The sequence below is a fragment of the Geodermatophilus sp. SYSU D01045 genome, from assembly GCF_054050295.1.
This window is the reverse complement of the sequence record NZ_JBJGZB010000004.1, coordinates 42,313-65,442: the sequence shown is the minus strand read 5'-3', so window position 1 is coordinate 65,442 and position 23,130 is coordinate 42,313. Positions and strand designations below refer to the sequence as shown.

Annotated in this window: 26 protein-coding genes; 15 read left to right on the top strand and 11 right to left on the bottom strand. The window is 76.5% G+C overall.

Annotation, left to right across the window (positions count from 1 at the left end; all coding sequences use genetic code 11):
* Window positions 1-15 precede the first annotated feature (15 nt).
* Window positions 16-327 (top strand): hypothetical protein, encoded by a 312-nt coding sequence (locus ACI798_RS04705; protein WP_456940187.1) that lies wholly within the window; start codon window positions 16-18, stop codon window positions 325-327.
* 45 nt (window positions 328-372) lie between these two features.
* On the opposite strand, the gene ACI798_RS04700 is transcribed toward ACI798_RS04705, so the two are convergent.
* On the bottom strand, window positions 373-624 hold the full coding sequence (locus tag ACI798_RS04700) for a hypothetical protein (RefSeq protein ID WP_456940186.1): 252 nt from the start codon (window positions 622-624) through the stop codon (window positions 373-375).
* 178 nt (window positions 625-802) lie between these two features.
* On the opposite strand from ACI798_RS04700, the gene ACI798_RS04695 reads away from it, so the two are divergent.
* The gene (locus ACI798_RS04695; RefSeq protein WP_456940185.1) at window positions 803-1,579 is read left to right on the top strand and encodes a helix-turn-helix transcriptional regulator; all 777 of its coding nucleotides are present in this window, start codon (window positions 803-805) and stop codon (window positions 1,577-1,579) included.
* Between the two features lie 33 nt (window positions 1,580-1,612).
* Here ACI798_RS04695 and ACI798_RS04690 read toward each other — a convergent pair whose 3' ends face one another.
* On the bottom strand, window positions 1,613-1,852 hold the full coding sequence (locus ACI798_RS04690; RefSeq protein ID WP_457047360.1) for a hypothetical protein: 240 nt from the start codon (window positions 1,850-1,852) through the stop codon (window positions 1,613-1,615).
* Between the two features lie 178 nt (window positions 1,853-2,030).
* On the opposite strand from ACI798_RS04690, the gene ACI798_RS04685 reads away from it, so the two are divergent.
* Window positions 2,031-2,825 carry a response regulator transcription factor gene (locus tag ACI798_RS04685; RefSeq protein WP_457047359.1) on the top strand — a complete coding sequence of 265 codons (795 nt, stop codon included), beginning with the start codon at window positions 2,031-2,033 and terminating at the stop codon, window positions 2,823-2,825.
* On the opposite strand, the gene ACI798_RS04680 is transcribed toward ACI798_RS04685, so the two are convergent.
* Together ACI798_RS04680 and ACI798_RS04675 are read right to left on the bottom strand one after the other, a co-directional pair.
* Complete coding sequence (locus ACI798_RS04680; RefSeq protein WP_457047358.1) at window positions 2,806-3,915, bottom strand: molybdopterin-dependent oxidoreductase; 1,110 nt, start codon at window positions 3,913-3,915, stop codon at window positions 2,806-2,808. The genes ACI798_RS04685 and ACI798_RS04680 overlap by 20 nt on opposite strands.
* Before the next feature lie 39 nt (window positions 3,916-3,954).
* The gene (locus ACI798_RS04675; protein WP_456940181.1) at window positions 3,955-4,617 is read right to left on the bottom strand and encodes an IclR family transcriptional regulator; all 663 of its coding nucleotides are present in this window, start codon (window positions 4,615-4,617) and stop codon (window positions 3,955-3,957) included.
* 105 nt (window positions 4,618-4,722) lie between these two features.
* Here ACI798_RS04675 and leuC point away from each other — a divergent pair, with 105 nt between their 5' ends.
* A complete protein-coding gene (gene leuC, locus ACI798_RS04670; RefSeq protein ID WP_457047357.1) occupies window positions 4,723-6,144 on the top strand; it encodes a 3-isopropylmalate dehydratase large subunit in 1,422 nt (473 codons plus the stop codon).
* A 5-nt stretch (window positions 6,145-6,149) separates the two neighbouring features.
* Window positions 6,150-6,755, top strand: a complete 606-nt coding sequence (gene leuD, locus ACI798_RS04665; RefSeq protein WP_457047356.1) for a 3-isopropylmalate dehydratase small subunit — start codon at window positions 6,150-6,152, stop codon at window positions 6,753-6,755.
* A 22-nt stretch (window positions 6,756-6,777) separates the two neighbouring features.
* Here leuD and ACI798_RS04660 read toward each other — a convergent pair whose 3' ends face one another.
* The 3 genes from ACI798_RS04660 to cofC are packed head-to-tail and all read right to left on the bottom strand — an operon-like array spanning window position 6,778 to window position 10,488.
* Window positions 6,778-7,713, bottom strand: a complete 936-nt coding sequence (locus ACI798_RS04660) for an NUDIX hydrolase (RefSeq protein ID WP_456940178.1) — start codon at window positions 7,711-7,713, stop codon at window positions 6,778-6,780.
* Entirely contained in the window at window positions 7,703-9,808 is a 2,106-nt protein-coding gene (locus ACI798_RS04655) for an RNA degradosome polyphosphate kinase (protein WP_456940177.1), read from the bottom strand. The genes ACI798_RS04660 and ACI798_RS04655 overlap by 11 nt, the downstream gene beginning before the upstream one ends.
* A gap of 53 nt (window positions 9,809-9,861) precedes the next feature.
* On the bottom strand, window positions 9,862-10,488 hold the full coding sequence (gene cofC, locus ACI798_RS04650; protein ID WP_456940176.1) for a 2-phospho-L-lactate guanylyltransferase: 627 nt from the start codon (window positions 10,486-10,488) through the stop codon (window positions 9,862-9,864).
* A 120-nt stretch (window positions 10,489-10,608) separates the two neighbouring features.
* On the opposite strand from cofC, the gene ACI798_RS04645 reads away from it, so the two are divergent.
* From ACI798_RS04645 to ACI798_RS04630, 4 genes are read left to right on the top strand one after another with little or no spacing between them, the layout of a single operon-like run.
* Complete coding sequence (locus ACI798_RS04645; RefSeq protein ID WP_456940175.1) at window positions 10,609-11,409, top strand: lysophospholipid acyltransferase family protein; 801 nt, start codon at window positions 10,609-10,611, stop codon at window positions 11,407-11,409.
* Complete coding sequence (locus ACI798_RS04640; RefSeq protein WP_457047355.1) at window positions 11,406-12,428, top strand: NAD(P)H-dependent glycerol-3-phosphate dehydrogenase; 1,023 nt, start codon at window positions 11,406-11,408, stop codon at window positions 12,426-12,428. Before ACI798_RS04645 ends, ACI798_RS04640 begins: the two co-directional genes overlap by 4 nt.
* The gene (locus ACI798_RS04635) at window positions 12,425-13,603 is read left to right on the top strand and encodes a cystathionine gamma-lyase (RefSeq protein ID WP_457047354.1); all 1,179 of its coding nucleotides are present in this window, start codon (window positions 12,425-12,427) and stop codon (window positions 13,601-13,603) included. The genes ACI798_RS04640 and ACI798_RS04635 overlap by 4 nt, the downstream gene beginning before the upstream one ends.
* Window positions 13,604-13,609: 6 nt before the next feature.
* Window positions 13,610-15,250, top strand: coding sequence for a TIGR03767 family metallophosphoesterase (locus ACI798_RS04630; protein WP_457047353.1), 1,641 nt, complete (start codon window positions 13,610-13,612; stop codon window positions 15,248-15,250).
* Between the two features lie 69 nt (window positions 15,251-15,319).
* Here the strand turns inward: ACI798_RS04630 and ACI798_RS04625 are convergent, their stop codons facing one another.
* A complete protein-coding gene (locus ACI798_RS04625) occupies window positions 15,320-16,105 on the bottom strand; it encodes a CDP-alcohol phosphatidyltransferase family protein (RefSeq protein ID WP_456940171.1) in 786 nt (261 codons plus the stop codon).
* Window positions 16,106-16,213: 108 nt separating this feature from the next.
* Here ACI798_RS04625 and ACI798_RS04620 point away from each other — a divergent pair, with 108 nt between their 5' ends.
* The gene (locus ACI798_RS04620; protein ID WP_457047352.1) at window positions 16,214-17,362 is read left to right on the top strand and encodes a D-alanine--D-alanine ligase family protein; all 1,149 of its coding nucleotides are present in this window, start codon (window positions 16,214-16,216) and stop codon (window positions 17,360-17,362) included.
* Window positions 17,359-17,997, top strand: coding sequence for a hypothetical protein (locus ACI798_RS04615; RefSeq protein ID WP_456940169.1), 639 nt, complete (start codon window positions 17,359-17,361; stop codon window positions 17,995-17,997). Before ACI798_RS04620 ends, ACI798_RS04615 begins: the two co-directional genes overlap by 4 nt.
* An 18-nt stretch (window positions 17,998-18,015) precedes the next feature.
* Here the strand turns inward: ACI798_RS04615 and ACI798_RS04610 are convergent, their stop codons facing one another.
* Together ACI798_RS04610 and ACI798_RS04605 are read right to left on the bottom strand one after the other, a co-directional pair.
* Window positions 18,016-18,510 (bottom strand): DUF3515 domain-containing protein, encoded by a 495-nt coding sequence (locus ACI798_RS04610; protein ID WP_456940168.1) that lies wholly within the window; start codon window positions 18,508-18,510, stop codon window positions 18,016-18,018.
* An 88-nt stretch (window positions 18,511-18,598) separates the two neighbouring features.
* Window positions 18,599-18,832, bottom strand: a complete 234-nt coding sequence (locus tag ACI798_RS04605; protein WP_456940167.1) for an Lrp/AsnC ligand binding domain-containing protein — start codon at window positions 18,830-18,832, stop codon at window positions 18,599-18,601.
* 92 nt (window positions 18,833-18,924) lie between these two features.
* On the opposite strand from ACI798_RS04605, the gene ACI798_RS04600 reads away from it, so the two are divergent.
* From ACI798_RS04600 to ACI798_RS04590, 3 genes are read left to right on the top strand one after another with little or no spacing between them, the layout of a single operon-like run.
* Entirely contained in the window at window positions 18,925-19,959 is a 1,035-nt protein-coding gene (locus tag ACI798_RS04600) for a thiamine-phosphate kinase (RefSeq protein ID WP_457047351.1), read from the top strand.
* On the top strand, window positions 19,943-20,491 hold the full coding sequence (locus ACI798_RS04595; protein WP_456940165.1) for a GNAT family N-acetyltransferase: 549 nt from the start codon (window positions 19,943-19,945) through the stop codon (window positions 20,489-20,491). Before ACI798_RS04600 ends, ACI798_RS04595 begins: the two co-directional genes overlap by 17 nt.
* Window positions 20,479-21,108, top strand: coding sequence for a cytidylate kinase-like family protein (locus ACI798_RS04590; protein ID WP_456940164.1), 630 nt, complete (start codon window positions 20,479-20,481; stop codon window positions 21,106-21,108). Before ACI798_RS04595 ends, ACI798_RS04590 begins: the two co-directional genes overlap by 13 nt.
* An 81-nt stretch (window positions 21,109-21,189) precedes the next feature.
* Here ACI798_RS04590 and rpmB read toward each other — a convergent pair whose 3' ends face one another.
* On the bottom strand, window positions 21,190-21,372 hold the full coding sequence (rpmB, locus tag ACI798_RS04585) for a 50S ribosomal protein L28 (RefSeq protein WP_436277817.1): 183 nt from the start codon (window positions 21,370-21,372) through the stop codon (window positions 21,190-21,192).
* Window positions 21,373-21,531: 159 nt separating this feature from the next.
* On the opposite strand from rpmB, the gene ACI798_RS04580 reads away from it, so the two are divergent.
* Window positions 21,532-23,127 (top strand): DAK2 domain-containing protein, encoded by a 1,596-nt coding sequence (locus tag ACI798_RS04580; RefSeq protein WP_457047350.1) that lies wholly within the window; start codon window positions 21,532-21,534, stop codon window positions 23,125-23,127.
* Window positions 23,128-23,130: the final 3 nt, after the last annotated feature.

Genomic DNA, 23,130 nt, shown 5'->3' with positions numbered 1-23,130 from the left:
GGCAGGAGTCCGGTCATGAGCAGCAGCACCTCGCGCTCCGGCGCTCCGGCGCACCAGGCGGGCGCGTTCGACGTCCGCAACGTCATCGCCGCACTCATCGGCTTCTACGGCGTCGTGCTGGTCCTCGCGGGCCTGTTCGGGAACTCGCCGGCCGAGCAGGAGAAGACCGGTGACGTCAACGCCAACCTGTGGGCGGGCCTGGCCATGATCGTGTTCGCGGCCGCGTTCGCGCTGTGGTCGCGGCTGCGCCCCATCGTCGTCGAGGCCCCGCCGGACCGGCAGGACCCCGAGGACGACGGCAGCGGCCGTACGGTCCCCGGGCACTGACCCCTCGGGCCCGCCGTCCCCACGGACGGCGGGCCCGGGCGCCGCTCAGCAGAGCAGCGCGGCGGCCACCGACTCCAGGTTGCCGCAGACCTCCACGGAGGGCGGGACCCCGCCGGTGTCCTCGACGGCGGGTTCGGCCGGGGGCGTCGTCCCGGTCACGGGCTCGTCGCTGCTCAGCTGCACGAGCAGGACGATGCCCACGGTGACGGCGGCCGCCATGAGGACGGCGATGACGGCGATGAGCATGCGGTGCGTGGCGGCCCACGCGCCGGCCGGGTGGTGGACGGGCACGGTCATCGGGAGCCCCTCTCCGGGTGCGGCCGTGCCGCCCCTGAGGCGCCGGTCCCGGGCGTGGCACACCCGGGGACGACGACGCTGCACCTCCGCCGCGACAGGCGGAATACGTCAGAGTGCGTATCCCGCGGGCGCGGCCGGGCGGCCTAGCGTGACCGGCACGGCCGACGGGGGGTCCGCCATGGCCACCGGGCACCTGCGCGCGCGGGACGCCGAGGACCTGCTCGCCCTGCTCCGGGCGGCGCGGTCCCTGGACCCCGGGCCCGTGCTGCCCTGGGGGCTGCTCGAGGGGTTGCTGCGCCTGGTCCCCGCGGACCTCGACCTGACCTGCCGGCTGGTCGACCACCGGGACCTGCGGACCGTCGTCGTCCAGGGTGTGCTGGCCGACGGGACGCGCGGTGTCGAGCGCGCCGGTGAGGACGCGCTGACGGGCCCCTCCGGCCGGCTGCGCTCCCCGCTGCTCGGGCCGCGGCCCCAGCGCGCGCTCCGGCGCGTCCTGTCCGCCGCGGACCACCACCCGGGCGACGGCGGCGGCCCGCTGTACCCCGAGGTGACCACCGACGTGCCCGGCGAGCTCGTGCTGCCGCTGCGGGCGCCGCTCGGCGAGCTGCCGGCCCTGCTGTTCCTCCGGTCCGACGGCACCCCGTTCGGCGCGCGGGACCGGCGGCTGCTGGAGCTGGCCCGTCCGCACCTGCTGGAGCTGTGGCTGGACGCCGAGCACCGCCGGGCGGGCGTGCCGCGGCTGACCGCGCGCGAGTGGGAGGTGCTCGGTCTGGCCGGCGCGGGGCTGTACGCCGAGGAGATCGCCGCGGCCCTGCGCATCGCCGTCGGCACGGTGCGCAAACACGCCGAGCACATCCGGGAGAAGTGCGGGACCCACACCGTCGCCGAGGCGGCCGCCCGGTGCCTGCCGTACGGGCCGGGACCGGGTCAGCCGGTCGTGCGGTGGGGCGGCTGACCCGGTCCCGGAGCCGTCGGCGGAACGGGGTGGTCAGCAGATCGGCTTGGCCAGGACGATCGTCATCGCGCCGGGCAGGGTGCACGGGTCGTCGGCCGGGGTCTCCGGGACCGGCACCGGTGCGGCCGGGGCGGGGTCGTCGGCACCGGTCAGCAGCACCGTCAGGGTGACGGCCGCGGCGACGGCGAGGGTGGCCGCGATCGCGAACAGGACGAGCAGGGAGCGGTGGGCGGCGGCCCAGGCGGCGGCCGGGCCGTGGGTGGCGGTGGTCATCGGGAGGCCTCTCCGGTGCGGTACGGGACCGCCCTGGGATGCGCTGGTCCCGGCGGTTCGTGGCCGGGGAGGCTGACGCTCCGCCGGCGCAGGTCCGGGCGGAATACGCCGCGGGGCGTATCCCGGGGACCGGCGGGCGGCCCAGGGTCGGGGCCACCGGCCGGCGGCGGGAGCTCCCATGGGCAGCGGCCACCTGCGCGAGGGCGACCCGGACGCCCTGCTCGACGTGCTGGCGACGGCGTGGCACGACGACCCGGGGCCGGTGTTCCCGTGGGCGCTCCTCGACGGACTGCTGCGGCTGGTCCCGTGCGACGTCGACCTGAGCTACCAGGTGCACGACGTCCGGGACCGGCAGTCGCTCCTGCTGCAGGGCGTGATGCCCGACGGGACCCGCGGCTTCCTCACCCTCGAGCCGCAGGACCCCGACGAGGACCGCTTCTGGCAGCTGTGGTGGACGTCGACGTGCAGCTGGCCGCAGCGCACCGGCGACCTGCGCAGCGTCGTCCACACCGGTGACTTCTTCCCCACCGACCGGGCCCGCCTGGCCGACCCGATGCACGCCGAGGTGCTGACGGGGTGCACGGCGGAGCTGATGGTGTCGCTGCCCGCGCCGCCCGGCGAGGCGCGCCGCCTGCTGTTCAACCGCTGGGACCGGCCCTTCACCGAGCGGGACCGGTCGCTGCTCGAGCTGGGCCGCCCGCACGTCCTGGAGCTGCTGCTCGACGGGGAGCGGCGGCGGGCCGGCGTCCCGCCGCTGACGCCCCGGGAGTGGGAGGTGCTGGCGCTGTTCGGAGCCGGCCTGTCGCGGGAGGAGGTGGCCGGCGCGCTGTGGCTGTCGGTGGGCACCGTGCGCAAGCACGCCGAGCACATCCGGGAGAAGTGCGGGACCCACACCGTCGCCGAGGCGGCCGCCCGCGCGCTGCCGCACGCGCCGTCGTCGGTGGTGCGCCGGCTCAGTCGTCCAGGACGGTGACCGGCACCCGCTGCACGAGGTTGTTGGCCATGCCCTGGCGGTTCCACGGCTGCTCGACCGGCTGCGGGCCCTCGGCGTCGGCGGCGCGCACGACCAGCTCGTACCCGCCGGGCTCCGCGTCCCAGGTGCAGGTCCAGGCCCGCCACGCGTGCGGGTGCGCGGGGTCGGCCGGCGCGAGGGCGGCCGGGGTCCAGGTGGCCCCGCCGTCGGTGCTCACCTCGACGGCGGTCAGCGGGGCGCGGCCGGACCACGCCCGGCCGGTGAGCGTCACGGGGCCGGGCCGCAGGAACCGCTCGCGGGTCATGAAGTCGGGGAAGCCGGGCGGGGCCAGCAGGGCCCGCGGGGCGATCCGGGTGACCGGCACCCCGGCCTCGTGCACCTCGGTCTTCAGCCGGTAGGCGGCCGCGTTCTGGAACCCGTCGAAGGGGTGCTCGAGCACCTCGACCCGGGTCAGCCACTTCACGTGCGCCATGCCGTACCAGCCGGGCACCAGCAGCCGCAGCGGCGCCCCGTGCTGGGGCGGCAGGGGAGCGCCGTTCACGGCCCACACCAGCAGCACGTCGGGACGCAGCGCCTCGGCCAGCGGCAGGCCGCGGGCGTAGTCCTGCTCGACGCCGCGCTCGACCCCGTGGTCGGCGCCGGTGAAGGCGACGTCGACCGCGGCGGGGGAGACGCCGGCCTCCTCCAGCAGCGGTGCCAGCGGCGTGCCGGTCCACTCGGCGTTGCCAACGGCCTCGAGCAGCCACGGCTGGCTCACCGGGCGGGGCTCGAGCCGGGCGCGGCCGTTGCCGGCGCACTCGAGCAGCACCCGTGAGGTGACCGCCGGCCGGCGGCGCAGGTCGTCGAGGTCCAGCCGCAGCGGCCGCTCGACCGCGCCGGTGACCTCCAGCCGCCAGGTCGCCGGGTCGACCGCGGGGATGTCGTAGTGGGTGAGCACGTAGTGGAGGCCCGGCGGCGTGACGTCGTAGCGCAGCGCCTCGAGCGGCAGGCCGTGGTTGCGGGTGGCCAGCGCCAGCTCGTCCAGGCCGATGCCCTCACCGGGCCCGGCGATCCGGGCGCGCCCGCGCTGCCGGGGCTCCGTGGCGGTCATGCGGGCAGTCTCCGCCCCGCCGCGGGCGCGGTGAACCCCTCACCCGGCCGCGCGGGCGATCGCCGCCGCCGTCTCCAGGACGGCGCCGACCACCTCGGGGCTCGGCCGGCGGCCCAGCCGCTCGACCGGGCCGGAGATCGACACCGCGCCGAGCACGGTGCCCGCCGGGTCGCGCACCGGCGCCGACAGCGAGGCGACGCCGGCCTCGCGCTCGGCCACGCTGTGCGCCCACCCGCGCCGGCGGACGTCGAGCAGCGTGCGGGCGGTGAAGCTGGCCTGCGGCAGCAGCGGCGTGACCTCCTCCGGCGGCGCGAAGGCCAGCAGCGCGTGCGCCGCCGACCCCGCCGTCATGGGCAGCCGCGCGCCCACCGGCACGGTGTCGCGCAGGCCGTGCGCCCGCTCGGCGGCGGCGACGCACACCCGCGACCCGCCCTCGCGCACGTAGAACTGGGCGCTCTCCCCGCTGGCGTCGCGCAGCGCCGGGAGGTGCCGGCCGGCGACCCGGGCGAGGTCGGCGCTGCCGTGGCTGAGCTCGGCCAGGGCGGGACCAGGCGCCCAGGTCCCCGCCGGCGTCCGCCGGAGCAGGCGGTGGCCCTCGAGCGCGACGGCCAGCCGGTGGGCGGTCGCCCGCGGCAGGTCGGTGCGCGCAACGAGGTCGGCGAGCGACGCCGGCTCCTGCGCGACGGCGCGGAGGATGGCCACTGCTTTGTCCAGAACGGCGACGGGGTTAGGCTGTCCCACACAGCGATACTCCCATCCCACAGAATGAGACGCCACCGTGGGATGACCCCGACCGGGAGGGACCCCGTGCCGAAGACCCTGGCGGAGAAGGTCTACGACGCCCACGTCGTGCGCAGTGCCGCGGGCGAGCCGGACCTGCTCTACATCGACCTGCACCTCGTGCACGAGGTCACCAGCCCGCAGGCGTTCGACGGGCTCCGGGCCGCCGGCCGCCGCGTGCGCCGGCCCGAGCTCACCATGGCCACCGAGGACCACAACGTCCCCACGCTCGACGTCCTCGCGCCGATCGCCGACCCGGTCAGCCGGGCGCAGGTCGAGGCGCTGCGGAGGAACGCGGCGGAGTTCGGCATCCGGCTGGCCCCGATGGGCGACCGCGACCAGGGCATCGTGCACGTCATCGGCCCGCAGCTCGGGCTGACCCAGCCGGGCACGACGATCGTCTGCGGCGACAGCCACACCTCGACGCACGGCGCGTTCGGCGCGCTGGCGTTCGGCATCGGCACCAGCGAGGTCGAGCACGTCCTGGCCACCCAGACGCTGCCGCAGCACCGGCCGAAGCAGATGGCGGTCACGGTGAACGGGCAGCTGCCCGAGGGCGTGTCGTCGAAGGACGTCATCCTCGCCGTCATCGCGCGGATCGGCACGAACGGCGCCGCGGGCCACGTCATCGAGTACCGCGGCAGCGCCGTCGAGGCGCTGTCGATGGAGGCCCGGATGACGATCTGCAACATGTCGATCGAGGCCGGCGCCCGCGCCGGGATGATCGCCCCCGACGAGACGACGTTCGCCTACCTGCAGGGCCGCCCGCACGCCCCGCAGGGCGCCGACTGGGACGCCGCCGTCGCCCACTGGCGGACGCTGCGCACCGACGAGGGCGCCGTCTTCGACACCGAGGTGGTCCTCGACGCCGCCGAGCTGTCGCCGTTCGTCACCTGGGGCACCAACCCCGGCCAGGGCCTGCCGCTGACCGGGCGGGTGCCCGACCCGGCCGAGTTCGCCGACGACAACGAGCGCCGCGCCGCCGAGCAGGCGCTGGCCTACATGGGGCTCACGCCGGGCACGCCGTTGCGCGAGATCGAGGTGGACACCGTCTTCCTCGGCTCGTGCACCAACGGCCGGATCGAGGACCTGCGCACCGCCGCCGAGCTGCTGCGCGGGAAGAAGATCGACGCCAACACCCGGATGCTCGTCGTCCCCGGGTCGATCGGGGTCAAGCAGCAGGCCGAGGCCGAGGGTCTGGACCGGGTCTTCACCGAGGCCGGCGCCGAGTGGCGCGGTGCCGGGTGCTCGATGTGCCTGGGCATGAACCCCGACCAGCTCAAGCCGGGCGAGCGGTCGGCGTCGACCAGCAACCGCAACTTCCAGGGCCGGCAGGGCAAGGGCGGGCGCACCCACCTGGTGTCGCCGTCCGTGGCCGCCGCCACCGCGCTCACCGGCCGGCTGACCGCCCCCGCCGACCTGGCCGACCTCGAGACCGCTGGAGTCTGAGCCCGATGCAGCCCTTCACCACGCACACCGGCACCGCGGCCCCGCTGCGCCGCAGTGCCGTCGACACCGACCAGATCATCCCGGCCGAGTACCTGAAGCGGATCACCCGCACCGGGTTCGAGGACGGCCTGTTCGTCGCCTGGCGCACCAACGAGCCGGACTTCGTGCTCAACCAGCCGCACCACGCCGACGCCTCGGTCCTGGTCGCCGGCCCCGACTTCGGCACCGGCTCCTCGCGGGAGCACGCCTGCTGGGCGCTGCTCGACGGCGGCTTCCGCGTCGTGATCAGCTCGCGGTTCGCCGACATCTTCCGCAACAACTCGACCAAGTCGGGCCTGCTCACCGTCGTCCTGCCGCAGGCCGACGTCGAGGCGCTGTGGCAGGCGGTCGAGGCCGACCCGGCGCTGCCGGTGACGGTCGACCTGCAGGCCAAGACGGTCACCTACGGCGACACCACGGTGCCGTTCGAGGTCGACGACTACGTCCGCTGGCGCCTGCTGGAGGGGCTGGACGACGTCGGCCTCACCGAACGCCACCTGGCCGACGTCGAGGCCTACGAGGCGCAGCGCCCGTCCTGGCTGCCCAAGGCGCTCCCGGCCCTCCCTGCCTGACGCCCGCCGGCCCCGGCGCCCCTCAGGCGGGGGCGTCGGGGTCGGGGCCGAGGTCGCGGTAGTAGTCGGCGAGCAGCGCGCCGGGGCGCCCGCCGAGCGCCCACACGCTGCCCTTGGCCGCCGGGGGGTACAGCCGCCCGGCGACGCCCTCCCAGCGGACGCCGAGGCTCATCAGCACCGACGGGATCGCCCCGCCCTGGCTGCACACCACGGCGACCCCGGCGCCCTCCCGCGGCTCCAGCAGCCGCTCGACGGCGGCCAGGCCCGCCTGCGGGTCGGCGGCGAACTCCTCCTCGCCGAGCTCCGGCAGGTCGCGCACGGGCAGCCCGGTCCGCTCGCCCAGCGGCTCCAGGGTCTGCCGGCAGCGCACCCGGGCGGCGGTGAGCAGCTCGACCGGCCCGAACGCCGGCAGGACGTCGGCCAGCTGCCGCGCCTGCCGCCACCCCTTGGTGTCCAGCGGCCGCTCGTCGTCGGGGCCGTCCCAGTCGCTGCGGCTGCCGGCCTTGGCGTGGCGCACCAGCAGCACCGACGGCGCCCGCGGGACGTCGGCGCGGGTCAGGTCGGCCAGCACCCGCCGGTCGTGCTCGTGGGTGACCAGCGCGGCGGCCGCGCCGAGCGGCAGCCAGCGCAGCTCGTCCACCTCGTCGTTGGGCTCGAACGGGTGCTCGGTGCCGACCGCCTGCATGAGCCAGTAGTCCACGTGCTTGGGCCCGGCGGCCACCTCGTAGCGGGTGCGCAGGCTGCGGCGGCCCACCACCACCTGCAGGCCGGTCTCCTCGACGACCTCCCGCACCGCCGCGGCCAGGGCGTTCTCCCCGGCGTCGAGCTTGCCCTTGGGCAGCGACCAGTCGTCGTAGCGCGGCCGGTGCACGAGCGCGGCCTCGACGCCGCCGTCGCCGGCCGGCCGCCAGACCACCCCGCCGGCGGCCGCGACGACGGCCGTGCGCTCAGCCGGCATGCTCGGTCACCCGGTGCATGAGGGCGGCCTGGTAGTCCCGGGACCCGATGCGGGCCCAGTGGCCCTCGGGGCCGAGCTCCCAGCAGCGCACGCCGGGGGCCATGGCGGCGTCGAACACCGCCTGCAGCTCCCGCTGGGCGGGGTCGTCGCACACGCGCAGCAGCACCTCGACCCGGCGGTCGAGGTTGCGGTGCATGAGGTCGGAGCTGCCGATCCACCACTCCGGCTCACCCGCGTTGGCGAACGACATGACCCGCGAGTGCTCGAGGAAGCGGCCCACGATCGAGCGCACCCGGACGGTCTCGCTCAGCCCGGGGACGCCCGGGCGCAGCGCGCAGATGCCGCGGATGAACAGCTCCACCGGCACCCCGGCGCGGGAGGCCTCGTAGAGCGCGTCGATGACCTGCTCGTCGACCAGCGAGTTCACCTTGAACCGGATGCCGGACGGGCGGCCCTCGGCGGCGTGCCGCGCCTCCCGGCGGATCTTCTCCACCAGCCCGGCGCGGACGCCGTGCGGTGCCACCATCAGCTGCCGGTAGGTGGTCTGCCGCGAGTAGCCGGTGAGCACGTTGAACAGGTCGGTGAGGTCGGCGCCCACCCGCGGGTCGGCGGTGAGGATGCCGAGGTCCTCGTAGAGCCGCGCCGTCTTCGGGTTGTAGTTGCCGGTGCCGATGTGGCAGTAGCGGCGGATCACGCCGCTCTCCCGGCGCACCACCAGCGCCGTCTTGCAGTGCGTCTTCAGCCCGACCAGGCCGTAGACGACGTGGCAGCCGGCCCGCTCCAGCGACCGGGCCCAGCTGATGTTCGCCTCCTCGTCGAAGCGCGCCTTCACCTCGACCAGGACGACCACCTGCTTGCCGAGCTCCGCGGCGGTGATCAGCGCGTTGACGATGGGGGAGTCCCCGGAGGTGCGGTACAGCGTCTGCTTGATCGCCAGCACGTGCGGGTCCTCGGCGGCCTGCTCGATGAAGCGCTGCACGCTCGTGGCGAACGAGTGGTACGGGTGGTGGACCAGCACGTCGCCCTCGCGCAGCGTGGCGAACACGCTCATCGGCGTCTCGCCCTCGGACAGCCGCGGGTGGGTGGCCGGCACGAACGGCTCGTCCTTGAGCTCGGGACGGTCGATGTCGTACAGCGCCCACAGCGAGGCCAGGTCGAGCAGCCCGGGCACGGTGACGACGTCGTGCGGGCTGACCTCGAGCTCGGAGACGAGGACGTCGAGGATCTGCGGGTCCATCGTCTCGGTGACCTCGAGCCGGACCGCGGGGCCGAACCGGCGGCGGGCGAGCTCGCGCTCGAGGGCCTGCAGCAGGTCCTCGTCGCGGTCCTCCTCCACCTCGAGGTCGGCGTTGCGCGTGACCCGGAACAGGTGGTGGTCGATCACGTCGAGGCCGGGGAAGAGCAGCGACAGGTGCGCGGCGATGAGGTCCTCGAGGGGCAGGAACGTCGCCTGCGCGTCGACCGGCCCCACCGGCACGAACCGCGGCACGTTGTTGGGCACCTTGAGCCGGGCGAAGCGCGGCGCGCCGGACTCCGGGTCGCGCACCACGACGGCGAGGTTGAGCGACAGGCCGCTGATGTAGGGGAACGGGTGCGCCGGGTCGACGGCCAGCGGGGTGAGGACCGGGAACACCTGGTCACGGAAGTACTCGCGCAGCCGCCGGGTCTCGGTCTCGGCGAGGTCGTCCCAGTGCACGATCCGGATGCCCTCGGCCTCCAGCCGTGGCGTGACGTCCTGCTCGAAGCACACGGCGTGCCGGTGCACCAGCTCCTGGGTCCGCTCGGTGACCCGGGCCAGCTGCTCGCGGATGGTCAGCCCGTCGGGGGAGCGGACGGTCAGCCCGGTGCTCTGCCGCCGCTTCAGCCCGGCGATGCGCACCATGTAGAACTCGTCGAGGTTGCCGGCGAAGATCGCGAGGAACTTGACCCGCTCCAGCAGCGGCATCGAGGCGTCCTCGGCCAGCTCGAGCACCCGCGCGTTGAAGTCCAGCCAGGACAGCTCCCGGTTGAGGAAGCGGTCCACGGGCAGCGGGGGCTGCTCGGCGGGCGCGGGGGTCTCGGGCCCGGTGGTCGGGGACGTCGTCTCGGCTGCCACCCGTTCATCGTGCCCCACGCACGTGAACGACCGGTGCCGTTCCGCGGCACCGGTCAGGCGGCCGGGCGGGGCAGCCGCGGCAGCAGCGCCGCCGTCGCCGTCCCGACGCCGAGGCCGGCGGCCGCGGCCAGGTCCGCAGGCGTGTCGACGTCGCGGCGCAGCCCCGGCCAGTCGCCGTCGAGGGGCACCGCGCCCGCGGCGGCGTGCGCGGCGGCGGAGTCCCGGCCGAACCGCGGGTCCAGGGGCACGCCGGCCGCGGTGAGCAGGGTGGTGCCGGTGCCCGCGGCGTCGGCGACGAAGCAGCGCGGCGCCGCCGCGGCCGCGGCCAGGGCGGCGGCCAGCTCCACCGGCCGCAGCGCCGGCAGGTCCGACGACAGGGCGGCGACGGGGTCCCCGCCGCCGGCCCGGGCGCCGTGGGCGAGCGCCGGGTTGAGCCCGCGGTCGGGCTCGTCGGGCACCGTGCGCGCGCCGAGCGCCCGGACGGTGGCGGCCGCGCGCTCGTCGTCGGTCACGACGACGACGTCGGCCACCGTGGGGCAGGCGCGGGCCGCGGCGACGGTGTCGGCCAGCAGCGCGAGCACCAGGTCCGCGTGCAGCCCCGGACCGCCGCCGGTCAGCGGCACGAGGCGGGTCTTGGCCGCGGACAGCCGCTTCGCCGGGACGACCAGGGACCACCGCACGGCACCATGTGAGCACACCGCCGCGGCCCGCCGCGGACGCCGGGAGGACCCCGGTGCGCACCCGGGCCGGCCGGAGGGTCGATCATGTGCCGGTCGTCACGACCGAGCGGAGGTGTGCCGGTGACCGAGGAGCAGTCCTCCGGGACCACTGCGGTACAGCGGCGCGCGCTGCACGAGCGCGGCCGGCTGCCGTGGTCGCTGAAGCTGGCGGTCGCGCTCATCTACCCGACCACGTCGCTGGTGTTCCGGCTGCGCTACCGGGACGGCGACCGGCTGCCGCGCACCGGGCCGGTGCTGCTGGTGGCCAACCACGTGTCGGTGCTGGACCCGCTGGCCTGCGCGCGGCTGGTCTACGACAACGGGCGGGTGCCGCACTTCCTGGCCAAGCAGGCGGTGTTCAAGGGCGTCGTCGGCAAGATCCTCCGGCACGCCGGGCAGATCCCGGTGGCCCGCGGCTCCGCCGACGCCCGCGGCTCCCTGGCCGCCGCGGCGGCCGACCTGGAGGCGGGCAACGTCGTCGTGATCTACCCCGAGGGCTCGGTGACCCGCGACCCCGACTGGTGGCCGATGCAGGCGCGCACCGGCGTCGCGCGGCTGGCGCTGACCACCGACGCGGTGGTGCTGCCGGTGGCCCAGTGGGGCCCGCACCGGGTGCACGACTACCACACGAAGAAGCTGCACCTGCGCTTCCGGGCGCCCGCCGACTACGCCGTCGGGGAGCCGGTCGACCTGTCCGCGCTGCGGGCCGAGGTCCGTGCCGGCCGGCCGCTGACCCCGGACCTGCTCCGGGAGACCACCGACCTCATCATGGGCCGGGTGCGTGACCTGCTGTCCGGGCTCCGGGGTGAGCCGGCCCCCGCCTCGTTCGCCCCCCGGCCGGGGCGGTCGCTGCCCGGCGACCTCCCGGGGAGCGCTGCGTGAGCGAGCTGGACCGCCTCGGGCGGGGCACCCGCGCCGCCGTCCTGGGCGCCGGCTCCTGGGGCACCACCTTCGCCAAGGTGCTCGCCGACGCCGGCTGCACGGTGTCCCTGCACGCCCGCCGGGCGGAGCTGGCCCGGGCGATCGCCGAGACGGGGGAGAACGCCGAGTACCTGCCCGGCGTGCGGCTGCCCCGCGCCCTGACGGCGACCCCCGACGCCGCCGAGGCCCTCGACGGCGCCGACGTCGTCGTGCTCGCCGTCCCCTCCCAGTCGCTGCGCGCCAACCTGCTCGAGTGGACGCCGCTGCTGCCCCCGGACGCGACGCTGCTGTCGCTGATGAAGGGCGTCGAGCTCGGCACCACCAAGCGGATGAGCGAGGTGATCTGCGAGGTCACCGGCGCGGGGCCGGACCGGGTGGCGGCGCTGTCGGGGCCGAACCTGGCGCGGGAGATCGCCGAGGAGCAGCCGGCCGCCACCGTCATCGCCTGCCCGGACGGCGACCGCGCCGCCGCGCTGCAGGCCGCCTGCCACACCGTCTACTTCCGGCCGTACACCAACCAGGACCTCGTCGGCTGCGAGCTCGGCGGCGCGGTGAAGAACGTCATCGCGCTGGCCTGCGGCATCGCCGAGGGGATGGGCTTCGGCGACAACACGCGCGCCTCGCTGATCACCCGCGGCCTGGCCGAGACCACCCGCCTGGGGACGGCCCTGGGCGCGGAGCCCGCGACCTTCGCCGGGCTGGCCGGCCTGGGCGACCTCGTGGCCACCTGCAGCTCGCCGCTGTCGCGCAACCGCACGTTCGGGGAGAAGCTGGGGCGGGGCCTGTCGCTGGAGGAGGTGCAGGCCACCACCCGGCAGACCGCCGAGGGGGTCAAGAGCTGCCGCCCGGTGCTGGACCTGGCCCGCGCGCACGGCGTGGACGTGCCGGTGACCGAGGCGGTCGTCCGGGTCTGCCACGAGGGCGTGCCGGCCGCGCAGATGGTGAAGGAGATCATGTCCCGCGAGGCGAAGCCGGAGTGACCGACGGCTCCACCGGCCGAGCCGGAGGGACGCTGCCTGCCGGGTGGGGCGACGGCACCCGCTCGGTCCGGGCGGGCGACGCCCCACCGGTACCCGGCACCCCGCTACGCCCCTCGCCGGTGTTCGCCGCGCCCTTCCACCTCGGCGACCGGCCGCCGCGCGCCGGCGGCGCCGACGCCTACGCCCGCACCGAGCACCCCACGTTCCGGGCGTTCGAGGACGCCGTCGGCGAGCTCGACGGCGGGCGGTGCCTCGCCTTCTCCACCGGCATGGCCGCGGTCACCGCCGCGGTGACCGCGCTGGTGTCGGCCGGCGACCGGCTGGTGCTGCCCGCCGACGGCTACTACGCGACCCGGCTGCTCGCCCGCGACGAGCTGGAGCGGCTCGGGATCCGGGTGGAGTACGTGCCCACGACCGGGATCGGCGAGGTCGCCGCCCGTGGCGACCTCGACGGCGCCCGCATGGTCCTGCTGGAGACCCCCAGCAACCCGCACCTCGACGTCTGCGACGTCGCCGCGGTGGCCCGCGCGACGCGGGCGGCCGGTGCGCTGCTCGCCGTCGACAACACCACCGCCACCCCGCTCGGCCAGCGGCCGCTGGCGCTCGGCGCCGACCTCACCGTGGGCGCCGACACCAAGGCGCTCACCGGGCACAGCGACCTGCTGCTCGGCCACGTCAGCACCACCTCCGACGAGGTGTTCGACCGGCTCAAGGGCTGGCGCGACCACACCGGCAGCACGCCCGGCGCGTTCGACGCGTGGCTCGGGCACCGGTCGATGAGCACGCTGGACCTGCGGCTGGCCCGCCAGGCCGACACGGCCGCGGCGGTGGCGGAGGTCCTCGCCGGCCACCCGGCGGTGACCGGCGTCCGGTGGCCGTGGCTGGCCTCGGACCCCTCGCACGAGCTCGCCACCCGGCAGATGCTGCGGCCGGTCGGGGTCGTCTCGGCCGAGCTCGCCGACGAGGCCGCGGTGTCGCGCTTCCTCGCCGCGAGCCGGCTGTGGACGGCGGCGACCAGCTTCGGCGGGGTGCACAGCACCGTCGACCGGCGGGCGCAGTGGGGCGGGGACGCGGTCCCGGCGGGCTTCCTCCGCTTCTCCTGCGGCATCGAGGACACCCGCGACGTCGTCGCCGACCTCACCGCCGCGCTCGACGCCGTGTCCGCTGCCGCCTGACCCCGGATGAGCCGCACCACCCTCGACCGCGTCCTCGCCGCCGGCCCCGTGCTGCACGCCGGCCGGGACGGCGACTACCGGGCGCTCGCGTGGGCGGCCGGGGAGCCGCACCGGGTGCGCCGCGAGCTGGTCGGGCCGTCGTGGGAGCCGCCGCGCCGCGGGGTGCGGGCGGTCGCCTGTCTCGCGCACGTCACCGACCTGCAACTGGCCGACGTCTGCTCGCCGGCCCGGTTCGAGTTCTTCCACCGCTTCGAGGCCGACCCGCGGATGCGCGCGCTCGTGCCCATGCACCGGCCGCAGGAGGCGCTGACCGCGCACGCCGTCGACGCGCTGGTGCGCACCCTCAACGGCCTGGCCGGCGCGCCGCGGACCGGTCAGCCGCTGCAGGTGGTGGTCACCACCGGCGACGCCATCGACAACGCGCAGTGGAACGAGCTGGAGCTGTACCTCGCCGTCCTCGGCGGGGGAGTGGTCTCACCCGGCGCCGGGCTGACCGCCTACGACGGCGTGCAGGCCTCGGGATGGCCGCACGACCTGTTCTGGCGGCCCGACGACGACGGCGGTGTCCACCACGAGCGCTTCGGCTTCCCCGCCCGCCCCGGGCTGCTGGAGGCGGCGTTCGCGGCCTTCGCCGCCGAGGGGCTGCGGCTGCCGTGGCTGGGCTGCCACGGCAACCACGAGGCGCTCATCCAGGGCGTCGGCGTCCCCACGCCCGCGCTGGCCGCCGTCCTCGGCGCCGGGCGCAAACCGGTCGACGTCGACCCCGCCCTGCCGCTGGACGACGCGCTGCACCTGTTCACGCACCGCTCCGAGGTCTTCACCACCGCCACCTCGCGCCCGGTGACGCCGGTGGCCGACCGCCGCTTCATCGACCGCCGCTCGTTCGTCGCCGCCCACCTCGCCGACGACGGGGCGCCCGCCGGGCACGGGTTCACCGAGGAGAACCTGCGCGACGGCACCGCCTACTACGTCTGGGACGGGCTGCCCGGCGTGCGCGTGGTCTGCCTGGACACCACCCGGGTCACCGGCGGCGCCGCGGGCTCGGTCGACGCGGTCCAGGCACGCTGGCTGGAGGAGCGGCTGCGCGAGGTGTCGTCGTCGGCGCCCGGTCCCGACGGCGGGCGGGTGGCCACCGGCAACGCCGACCGCCTGGTGGTCCTGCTCTCGCACCACGGGTCGGGCACCCTCACCCGCTCCGACGCCCTCGGCGGGCAGCCGGCCGCCGACGACACCGCCCTGGGCGCGCCCGAGCTCCTCGCGCTGCTGCACCGGTACCCGAACGTGGTGCTCTGGCTCAACGGGCACACGCACGTCAGCGAGGTGCGGCCGTGGGCGCACCCGCGCGAGCCCGGCCGCGGGCTGTGGGAGGTGACCACCTGCGCCGTCGTCGACTGGCCCGGGCAGGCCCGGCTGGTCGAGCTGCTCGACAACGGCGACGGCACCCTGTCGCTGGTCTGCACGATGGTCGACCACGACAGCCCCGCACGGCCGCCGGCCGCCGAGGACCCGGCCGCCGGGGACCCCGCCGCGCTGGCGGCGCTGCACCGCGAGCTGGCGGCCAACGTGCCGTACGCCGGCCTCGGCTCGCCGCTGGCCGGCACGCCCGCCGACCGCAACGTCGAGCTGGTCCTCCGCGCTCCGTTTTAGGAGGACCCTCCTGCCCCCACCCCTCGCTCCGCTCGGCGCGGGCCCCTGCAGGAGGGCCGTTCCAGCCCGTCACCCGGCGGTGCGGGCGTCCCGGCGGCGGCGGTGGGCGGCGCGGGCGGTGAGCCAGCCGCTGAAGGCCAGGTAGTAGACGACGTAGGCGAACGACAGCGCGACCACGAACGGGTTCGGGTCGGGCAGCTGGGCGACGAGCACGGCGTAGGACACGAACCAGACGGCGGTCAGCGCCATGCTCACCTGCCACAGCGCCTCGGTCCGCGACGGGTACAGGTAGCGCACGGGCACGAACACCAGCACCGAGCAGACGACGAGCACCACGGCCACGGCCACCTGCGACAGGTCGAGCACGACCGCGTAGAACGCGACGACGTTCCAGTAGCTCGGGAAGCCCAGGAAGGTGTGGTCGTCGGTCTTCGCGTCGACCCGGCAGAACTGGTAGCTCGACGCCAGCAGCGGCAGGGCGGCGAGCACCCAGCCGGCCGGCCCGTGCGGCAGCACGCCGGTGGTCCAGAGCAGGACGACGGGGGCGAAGACGTAGGTCAGGTAGTCGACGATGTTGTCCAGCAGCGAGCCGTCGAACCAGGGGATCGTCTCCTTGACCCGCGCACGACGGGCCAGCATCCCGTCGGTGCCGTCGACCACCAGCGCGGCCAGCCCGATCCACAGCGCGGCCTCGACCTCGCCCTCGATCGCGGCCAGCACGAACAGCAGCGCCAACACCGAGCCCAGCGCCGTGTAGGCGTGCACCGCCGCCCCGGCCAGCCGCAGGGGGAGCGGGTGCCGGCGCGCGGCGGCGTCCCCCTGGTGCGCCGTCGTCGCCGGAGGCCGGGGGTCCACCGGAGGGGCCGCGTTCTCCCGCATCGCCGACGAGGTTCCCACACCGCCCGGGTGCCGGCCCCGCGGGAGCCGCAGGACGCGCGGGGGCGTCGACTAGGGTCGGCCGCGATGAGCGGAACTCGCAAGGTGCGCGTCGCGGTCGTGTTCGGGGGGCGCAGCGCCGAGCACGCCATCTCCTGCGTCAGCGCCGGGAGCGTGATGGCGGCGCTGGACCCGGAGCGCTACGAGGTCGTCCCCGTCGGCATCGCCCGCGACGGCCGCTGGGTGCTCCCCGACGAGGGCCAGCAGCTGGCCATCGCCGGCGGGCGGTTGCCCGAGGTCACCGGCGGGACGGCGGTGTCGCTGGTCGGCGACCCCGCCGGGCGCGGCCTGGCCGTGCTGGAGCCGGCCGCCGCGATCGGCCCGGCGCTCACCGAGGTCGACGTCGTCTTCCCGGTGCTGCACGGCGCCTACGGCGAGGACGGCACCATCCAGGGACTGCTGGAGATGAGCGGGCTGCCCTACGTGGGGTCCGGGGTGTTCGCCAGCGCCGCGTCGATGGACAAGGAGTTCACCAAGAAGCTCCTGGCCGCCGCGGGGCTGCCGCAGGGTGACCACGTGGTGCTCCGCGACGCCGGGGGTGCGCTGTCGGCCGACCCCGACGTGCTCACCGCCGAGGACCGCGAGCGGCTCGGCCTGCCGGTGTTCGTCAAGCCCTCGCGCGCCGGGTCGAGCATCGGCATCACCCGGGTCACCGACTGGGCGCAGTTCCCCCGGGCGGTGGCCACCGCGGCCGCCGTCGACCCGAAGGTCGTCGTCGAGGCCGCCGTACCCGGCCGGGAGATCGAGTGCGGCGTGCTCGCCGGCCGCGACGGCGGGCCGCCGGAGGCCAGCCTGCCGGCCGAGATCCGGCTCAAGCCGGGCACCGACTGGTACGACTTCGACGCCAAGTACCTCGAGGACGCCGTCGAGTTCGACGTCCCGGCCGGCCTCACGCCCGAGCAGACGCGGATGGTGCAGGAGGCCTCCCGCCGCGCCTACCTCGCCCTGGACTGCGAGGGCCTGGCGCGGGTGGACTTCTTCCTCGGCACCGGGCCCGACGGCCGCGAGCGGCTCGTGATCAACGAGGTCAACACCATGCCGGGCTTCACGCCCATCTCGATGTTCCCGCGGATGTGGGCGGCCAGCGGGGTGTCCTACCCCGAGCTGGTGGACCGGCTGGTCACCTCCGCACTGACCCGTGCGGGCCGGCCGGGGGACCACCGGACCCCCCGGTGACCCCGGGCCGGGTCGCGGCCGTGCTCGCCGGGCTGGTGTGCCTCGTGCCGGCCACGGGCTGCACACCGACCAGCGCCACCCCCGCGCCCGCCCCCGCCACGCCGGAGAGCGTCGAGGAGCTCGGGGAGCTGCTGCTCCACGAGGTGCCCTCCGGCCTCCCGCGGATCCCCGACGCCGACCTGCAGCCCCCCGCCGGCGCCAAGACCGTCGACGACGTGGCCACCTACTCCGAGGACCCCGCCCGGGAGCGCGCGGTGCTGCGCGAGTACGGCTACCGGCACGGCTGGGAGCGCTTCTGGGGCGCCACGACCGGCCCGCTCACCAGCGTCTTCCTCGACCAGTTCGCCGACCCCGCCGGCGCCGCCGCCTACGCGCGCGACCTCGCCGGCAACGACGCCGAGCTCTACGACGGCGTGCTGCACCACGACCCGTCGTCGCTGCCCGAGGGGTGCAGCCTGCTCACCGTGGCCGAGGCCGACCCCGCGACCGGGCTGTCCGGCCCGGCCGCGTTCGCCTGGTGCGGGCACGGGGTGTTCAGCGTGGGGGTCACCGCCGTGGCGGCCACCGAGGAGGCGGCGGGCGACGAGGTCCACGACGCCGTCCGGGCCCAGCTGGAGCGGCTCCCGGCCCCCTGAGCGGCCCCCTGAGCGGTCTCAGCGCGGCGGCAGCGTGTCGGCGATGACGCCGCTGAGCACGGTGACCGGGGCGCTGTCGACGTCCGGCGGCAGGGTCACCTGCACGTACGCCGCGCGGTCGACCGCGGTCCAGGTCGTGGCCTCCTCGGCCTGCTCGACGAACCAGGTGACCTGGTCGATCTGCAGCAGCCCCTCGCCGGCGACCAGGCCCGCGGGCTGCGGCACGCCGCACACCAGGACGATCGGCGGGTCGCCCCAGGCGGCGGCGTAGGGGGTGTCGGAGTCGACCAGCCGCTGCGGCTCCTCCGTCAGGTCGAGGGGCAGCCCCGCCATCAGCGCCGGGCAGTGCGCGTCGGCCTCCGGCGTCGGCGGCGGGACCTCGACCGGCAGCACCGGGAGGTCCTCCGCGCGCTGCTGCGTCGGGGCGCCGCCGACGTCGGCGACCGGGTCCTCGCCGTCGTCGTCGCCGCCGACCACCCGGACCAGGACCAGCAGCGCCACGAGCACCGGCACGACGACGGCGGTCGCGACCAGCGCCAGCCGGCGCAGCGGGTCGCGCGCGGGCGCCGGCGCCGGGTCCGGGGCGTCCTCGCTCAGCGGCTCAGATGTTGACGACGGGGCAGGTCAGCGTGCGCGTGATGCCGTCGACCGACTGGACGCGGGCCACCACCAGCCGACCCAGGTCGTCGACGGTCTCGGCCTCGGCGCGGACGATGACGTCGTAGGGCCCGGTGACGTCCTCGGCCTTGGTCACGCCGGCGATCTCGCTGATCGTGGACGCCACCTGGGCGGCCTTGCCGACCTCGGTCTGGATCAGGATGTAGGCGTGGACCACGGGACGACCTTCCTCGGACGGCTGCGCAGGCGGCTGCCTGCCACGGGCAGGCGGACTGGACCGCAACGTACCCCAGCGACCGGGAGTGACCTGTGACACGGCCCCGTCCGCTGGTCCCGCGCGAGGACCTCGCCGACAGCGTCCGGGTCGTCGGCGAGTTCGGCGTCATCGCCCGGGTGGTCGCCCGCGCCGGCTCCGCGCAGGTGGCGCAGGTCGGCCCCGGCGACGACGCCGCGGTGCTGCGCGTGCCCGACGGCCGGGTGGTCGCCACCACCGACGTGCTCGTCGAGGGCCGCCACTTCCGCCGCGACTGGTCCTCGGCCGAGGACGTCGGGCACAAGGCCGCCGCCGCCAACCTCGCCGACGTCGCCGCGATGGGCGGGGTGGCCACCGCGCTGCTGGTCGGGCTGGCCTGCCCCGCCGACACGCCCACCTCGTGGCTGGAGGGCGTGGCCGCCGGGATGGCCGCCGAGTGCGCGCCGCTGGGCGCCGCCGTCGTCGGCGGGGACACCGTGGCCTCGGCCCCCGACAGCGGCGCCGTCGTCCTGTCGGTCACCGCGCTGGGCGACCTCGGCGGCCGGGTGCCGGTGCTGCGCTCGGGAGCGCGGCCCGGCGACGTGCTCGCCGTCGCCGGGCGGCTGGGCTGGTCGGCGTGCGGGCTGGCCGTGCTGCGCCGCGGCTTCAGCAGCCCGCTGGCCGCCGTGACCGCGCACCGCCGCCCCACCCCGCCCTACCTCGCCGGGCCCGCCGCGGCCGACGCCGGGGCGACCGCGATGTGCGACGTCAGCGACGGCCTGCTCGCCGACGCCGGGCACCTGGCCGCCGACAGCGGCGTCGTCCTGGACGTCGACCGGGCCGCGCTGGTGCGTGCGACCCTGGAGCCGCCCGGTCCGCTGCAGCAGGTGGCGGCGGCCCTCGGCGCCGATCCGCTGGCCTGGGTGCTCACCGGCGGGGAGGACCACGCCCTGCTGGCGACCTTCCCGCCGTCCGCGGTGCTGCCGGAGGGGTGGGTGCCGATCGGGCGGGTCGAGGAGGGGGAGCCGGGGGTGTCCGTCGGTGGGGAACCCGCGGCCGCGGTCGCGGTCGCGGTCGGTGCGGAGGGGACCGGGCATGTCCACTTCGGCTGAGGTGCGGCTGCGCGACGGGTCGGTCGCGCGGCTGCGCGCGGTGCCCTACGACGACCCGCTGGCCCGCGACCTCGTCGGCCGGGTGCAGCAGGAGTACGTGGTGCGCTACGGCGGGCCCGACGGCGCCGTCGTCGACCCGGCCGAGTTCGTGCCCCCGGCCGGGCTGTTCCTCGTCGCGGAGGTCGACGGCGAGCCGGCCGGCTGCGGCGCCTGGCGCCGGCACACCGAGGGGGACGACCCCACCGTCGTCGAGGTCAAGCGCGTGTACGTCGTGCCGCGCTTCCGCCGGCGCGGCCTGGCCCAGGTGCTGGTCACCGCGCTCGAGGACTCCGCGCGCGGTTCGGGGTACCGCTCGGTCGTGCTCAACTCCGGCGACCGCCAGCCCGAGGCGCTCGCGCTGTACGGGGCGATGGGGTACACGCCCGTCCCGGGGTACGGCATCTACGCCGGTGAGGCCGGGGCGGTCTTCCTGGGCCGGCGGATCGGCGACGACATCGACGACGAGGACGAGGAGCGGCCGTGGGCGTCGTGACGATCTCCGCGTCCTACGGCGCGGGCGGGCCGGAGGTCGGCCCCGCCGTCGCCGAGCGGCTCGGCCTGGCCTTCCACGACCGGGCGATCCCCGCGCAGGTGGCCGGCCGCCTCGGCGTCTCCCAGGACGACGCCGAGGCCAACGACGAGCGGGTCGTGCGCGGCCTGTGGCGGCTGGTGGCCTCGCTCGGGGCCATGCCCGACCCGGTCGGCGGCGTGATGCCGGCGACCACGCAGCCCGACGAGCGGGCCTACCGCGAGCACACCGAGCGGGTGCTGCGCGAGATCGCCGACGGCGCCGGCGGGGTCGTGCTCGGTCGCGGCGGGGCGCTGGTGCTGCGTGACCGGCCCGACGCCCTGCACGTACGGCTCGACGGCCCGCCCGGGGCCCGGCTGCGGGCGGCGGTGGCGCGCTACGGCCGCCCCGAGGCCGAGCTCCGGCAGGAGCTCGAGGCCAACGACACCACCCGCGAGGCCTACGTCCGGCACTTCTACCGGTGCGACCCGGCCGCCGCCCGGCACTACCACCTCGTCCTCGACGGGACGGCGCTGCCGCTGCCGACCGTGGTGGACCTGGTGGTCACCGCGGCACGGGCCCGCGGCATCGGCGCCCGCTAGTCGGCGCACGCGAAGGACCCCGGAGGTCACGACCTCCGGGGTCCTCGGCGCGGGGCGGCCTCCGGTCAGGAGGCCCGGCGATCAGGCGCGGACGACCTTGCCCGCGCGGATGCACGAGGTGCAGGCGTTGATCCGCTTGCGGTTGCCGGGGGCGACGAGCGCCCGCACCGACTGGATGTTCGGGTTCCAACGGCGCGGCGTGCGGCGGTGCGAGTGCGACACCGACATACCGAAACCGGGCCCCTTGCCACAGACATCGCACACGGCAGCCACGGTGGATCACTCCCAGAGAATCGATTTTCAGACGGCGGCGCACAGGCGGCGACCGCGAGACCGTCGTCCAGCATAACCGCTCCTCCGCGGAGCCGTCGCCGAGGTCGGACGAGGACCGGGTCCGTCCGTCTCCGCAGGTACCCTCCGCCCGTGCTGCAGGCGCTGGACGACGCCGCGGTCGGTCGCTGGTGCCGGGCCGCGGTCACCGCGCTGTCCACGGGACGGCGCAGCCTCGACGACCTCAACGTCTTCCCCGTGCCCGACGGCGACACCGGCACCAACCTGCTGCTCACCGCGCAGGCGGCGGTCGCCGAGCTCGACGCCGCGGCGGGGCGCGAGCCGGCCTGGGCCGCGCTCACCCGCGGCGCGGTCCTCGGCGCCCGCGGCAACAGCGGCACGATCCTCGCCCAGCTGGTGCGCGGCCTGTCCGACCAGCTCGCCGGCCGGGAGCCCGCCGACGGCCCGGCGCTCGCTGCCGCGCTGCAGAAGGCCGCCGACACCGCCTACTCCGCGGTCGCCGACCCGGAGGAGGGCACCTTCCTCACCGTCGCCCGCGCCGGCGCCGAGTGCGCCGTGGAAGCCGTCGCCCAGGGGCGCACCACCCTGGCCGACGTCGTCACCGCCGCCGCCGACGGCGCCCGCGCCGCCCTGGAGGCCACCCCCGGCCAGCTCGACGCGCTGCGCGACGCCGGCGTGGTCGACGCCGGCGGCGCCGGCCTCTCCCTCGTCCTCGACGCCCTGGTCGCCACCGTCACCGGCGTCGAGCCCGCGCGCCCGCCGCTGGTGCCCCGCCCGGCGCACCCCGCCGACCCCGCCGACGTCCCGCACCAGCCGCCCCCCGGCCCCGGCAGCGAGGTGCAGTACCTGCTCGCCGACACCGACGAGGCCGCCGTCACCGCCCTGCAGTCCCGGCTGGCCGCCCTCGGCGACAGCCTGGTCGTCGTCGGGGTCGACACCCCCACCGGCCGGCAGTGGAACGTGCACGTGCACACCAGCGACGTCGGCGGCGCCATCGAGGCCGGCATCGAGGCCGGCCGGCCGCACCGCATCACGGTCACCCCGCTGGCGCCCGTCCGCCCCGCCGCCCCGGTGCCCGGCCGCCGCGCCGTCGTCGCGGTCGTGCCGGGGGAGGGCCTGGCGCAGCTGTTCTCCGGCGAGGGCGTCCGCGTGGTCACCTGCGGGCCCGGCGGCGTCGACGAGGACGCGCTGCTCGACGAGGTGGTCGCCTCGGCCGCCGGCGACGTCGTCGTCCTGCCCAACGACCCCGCGCTGACCCCGGTCGCCGCCCGCGCCGCCGCCCGGGCCCGGGAGGCCGGCCGCGACGTCGCCGTCGTCCCCACCCGCTCGCCGGTGCAGGGCCTGGCGGCCATCGCCGTCGCCGACCCCGCCCGCCGCTTCGGCGACGACGTCATCGCCATGGCCGAGGCGGCCGCGGCCACCCGCTGGGCCGAGGTCACCGTCGCCGAGCAGGAGGCGCTCACCAGCGCCGGGTTCTGCCGGCCCGGCGACGCGCTGGGCTCGGCGGAGGGCGACGTCGTGGTGGTCGGGCGCGACCTGGCCGCGGTCGCCTGCGACCTGCTCGACCGGCTGCTGTCGGCCGGCGGCGAGATGGCCACCCTCGTCGTCGGGCCGGACGCCGCGCTCGGCGACACCGTCTGCGCGCACCTGGCCGCCGTCCACCCGACCGTCGAGGTGGTCCGCTACGACGCCGGCGCGGTCCTCCCGCTGCAGGTGGGGGTGGAGTAGCCC

Coding starts and splice junctions, on each gene's coding strand:
- ACI798_RS04680 (WP_457047358.1), bottom strand. CDS start 3,915: ATGACCGCCACGGAGCCCCGGCAGCGCGGGCGCGCCCGGATCGCCGGG.
- ACI798_RS04705 (WP_456940187.1), top strand. CDS start 16: ATGAGCAGCAGCACCTCGCGCTCCGGCGCTCCGGCGCACCAGGCGGGC.
- ACI798_RS04595 (WP_456940165.1), top strand. CDS start 19,943: ATGTCCACTTCGGCTGAGGTGCGGCTGCGCGACGGGTCGGTCGCGCGG.
- ACI798_RS04695 (WP_456940185.1), top strand. CDS start 803: ATGGCCACCGGGCACCTGCGCGCGCGGGACGCCGAGGACCTGCTCGCC.
- ACI798_RS04685 (WP_457047359.1), top strand. CDS start 2,031: ATGGGCAGCGGCCACCTGCGCGAGGGCGACCCGGACGCCCTGCTCGAC.
- ACI798_RS04660 (WP_456940178.1), bottom strand. CDS start 7,713: ATGCCGGCTGAGCGCACGGCCGTCGTCGCGGCCGCCGGCGGGGTGGTC.
- ACI798_RS04700 (WP_456940186.1), bottom strand. CDS start 624: ATGACCGTGCCCGTCCACCACCCGGCCGGCGCGTGGGCCGCCACGCAC.
- ACI798_RS04620 (WP_457047352.1), top strand. CDS start 16,214: ATGAGCGGAACTCGCAAGGTGCGCGTCGCGGTCGTGTTCGGGGGGCGC.
- ACI798_RS04630 (WP_457047353.1), top strand. CDS start 13,610: ATGAGCCGCACCACCCTCGACCGCGTCCTCGCCGCCGGCCCCGTGCTG.
- ACI798_RS04690 (WP_457047360.1), bottom strand. CDS start 1,852: ATGACCACCGCCACCCACGGCCCGGCCGCCGCCTGGGCCGCCGCCCAC.
- leuD (WP_457047356.1), top strand. CDS start 6,150: ATGCAGCCCTTCACCACGCACACCGGCACCGCGGCCCCGCTGCGCCGC.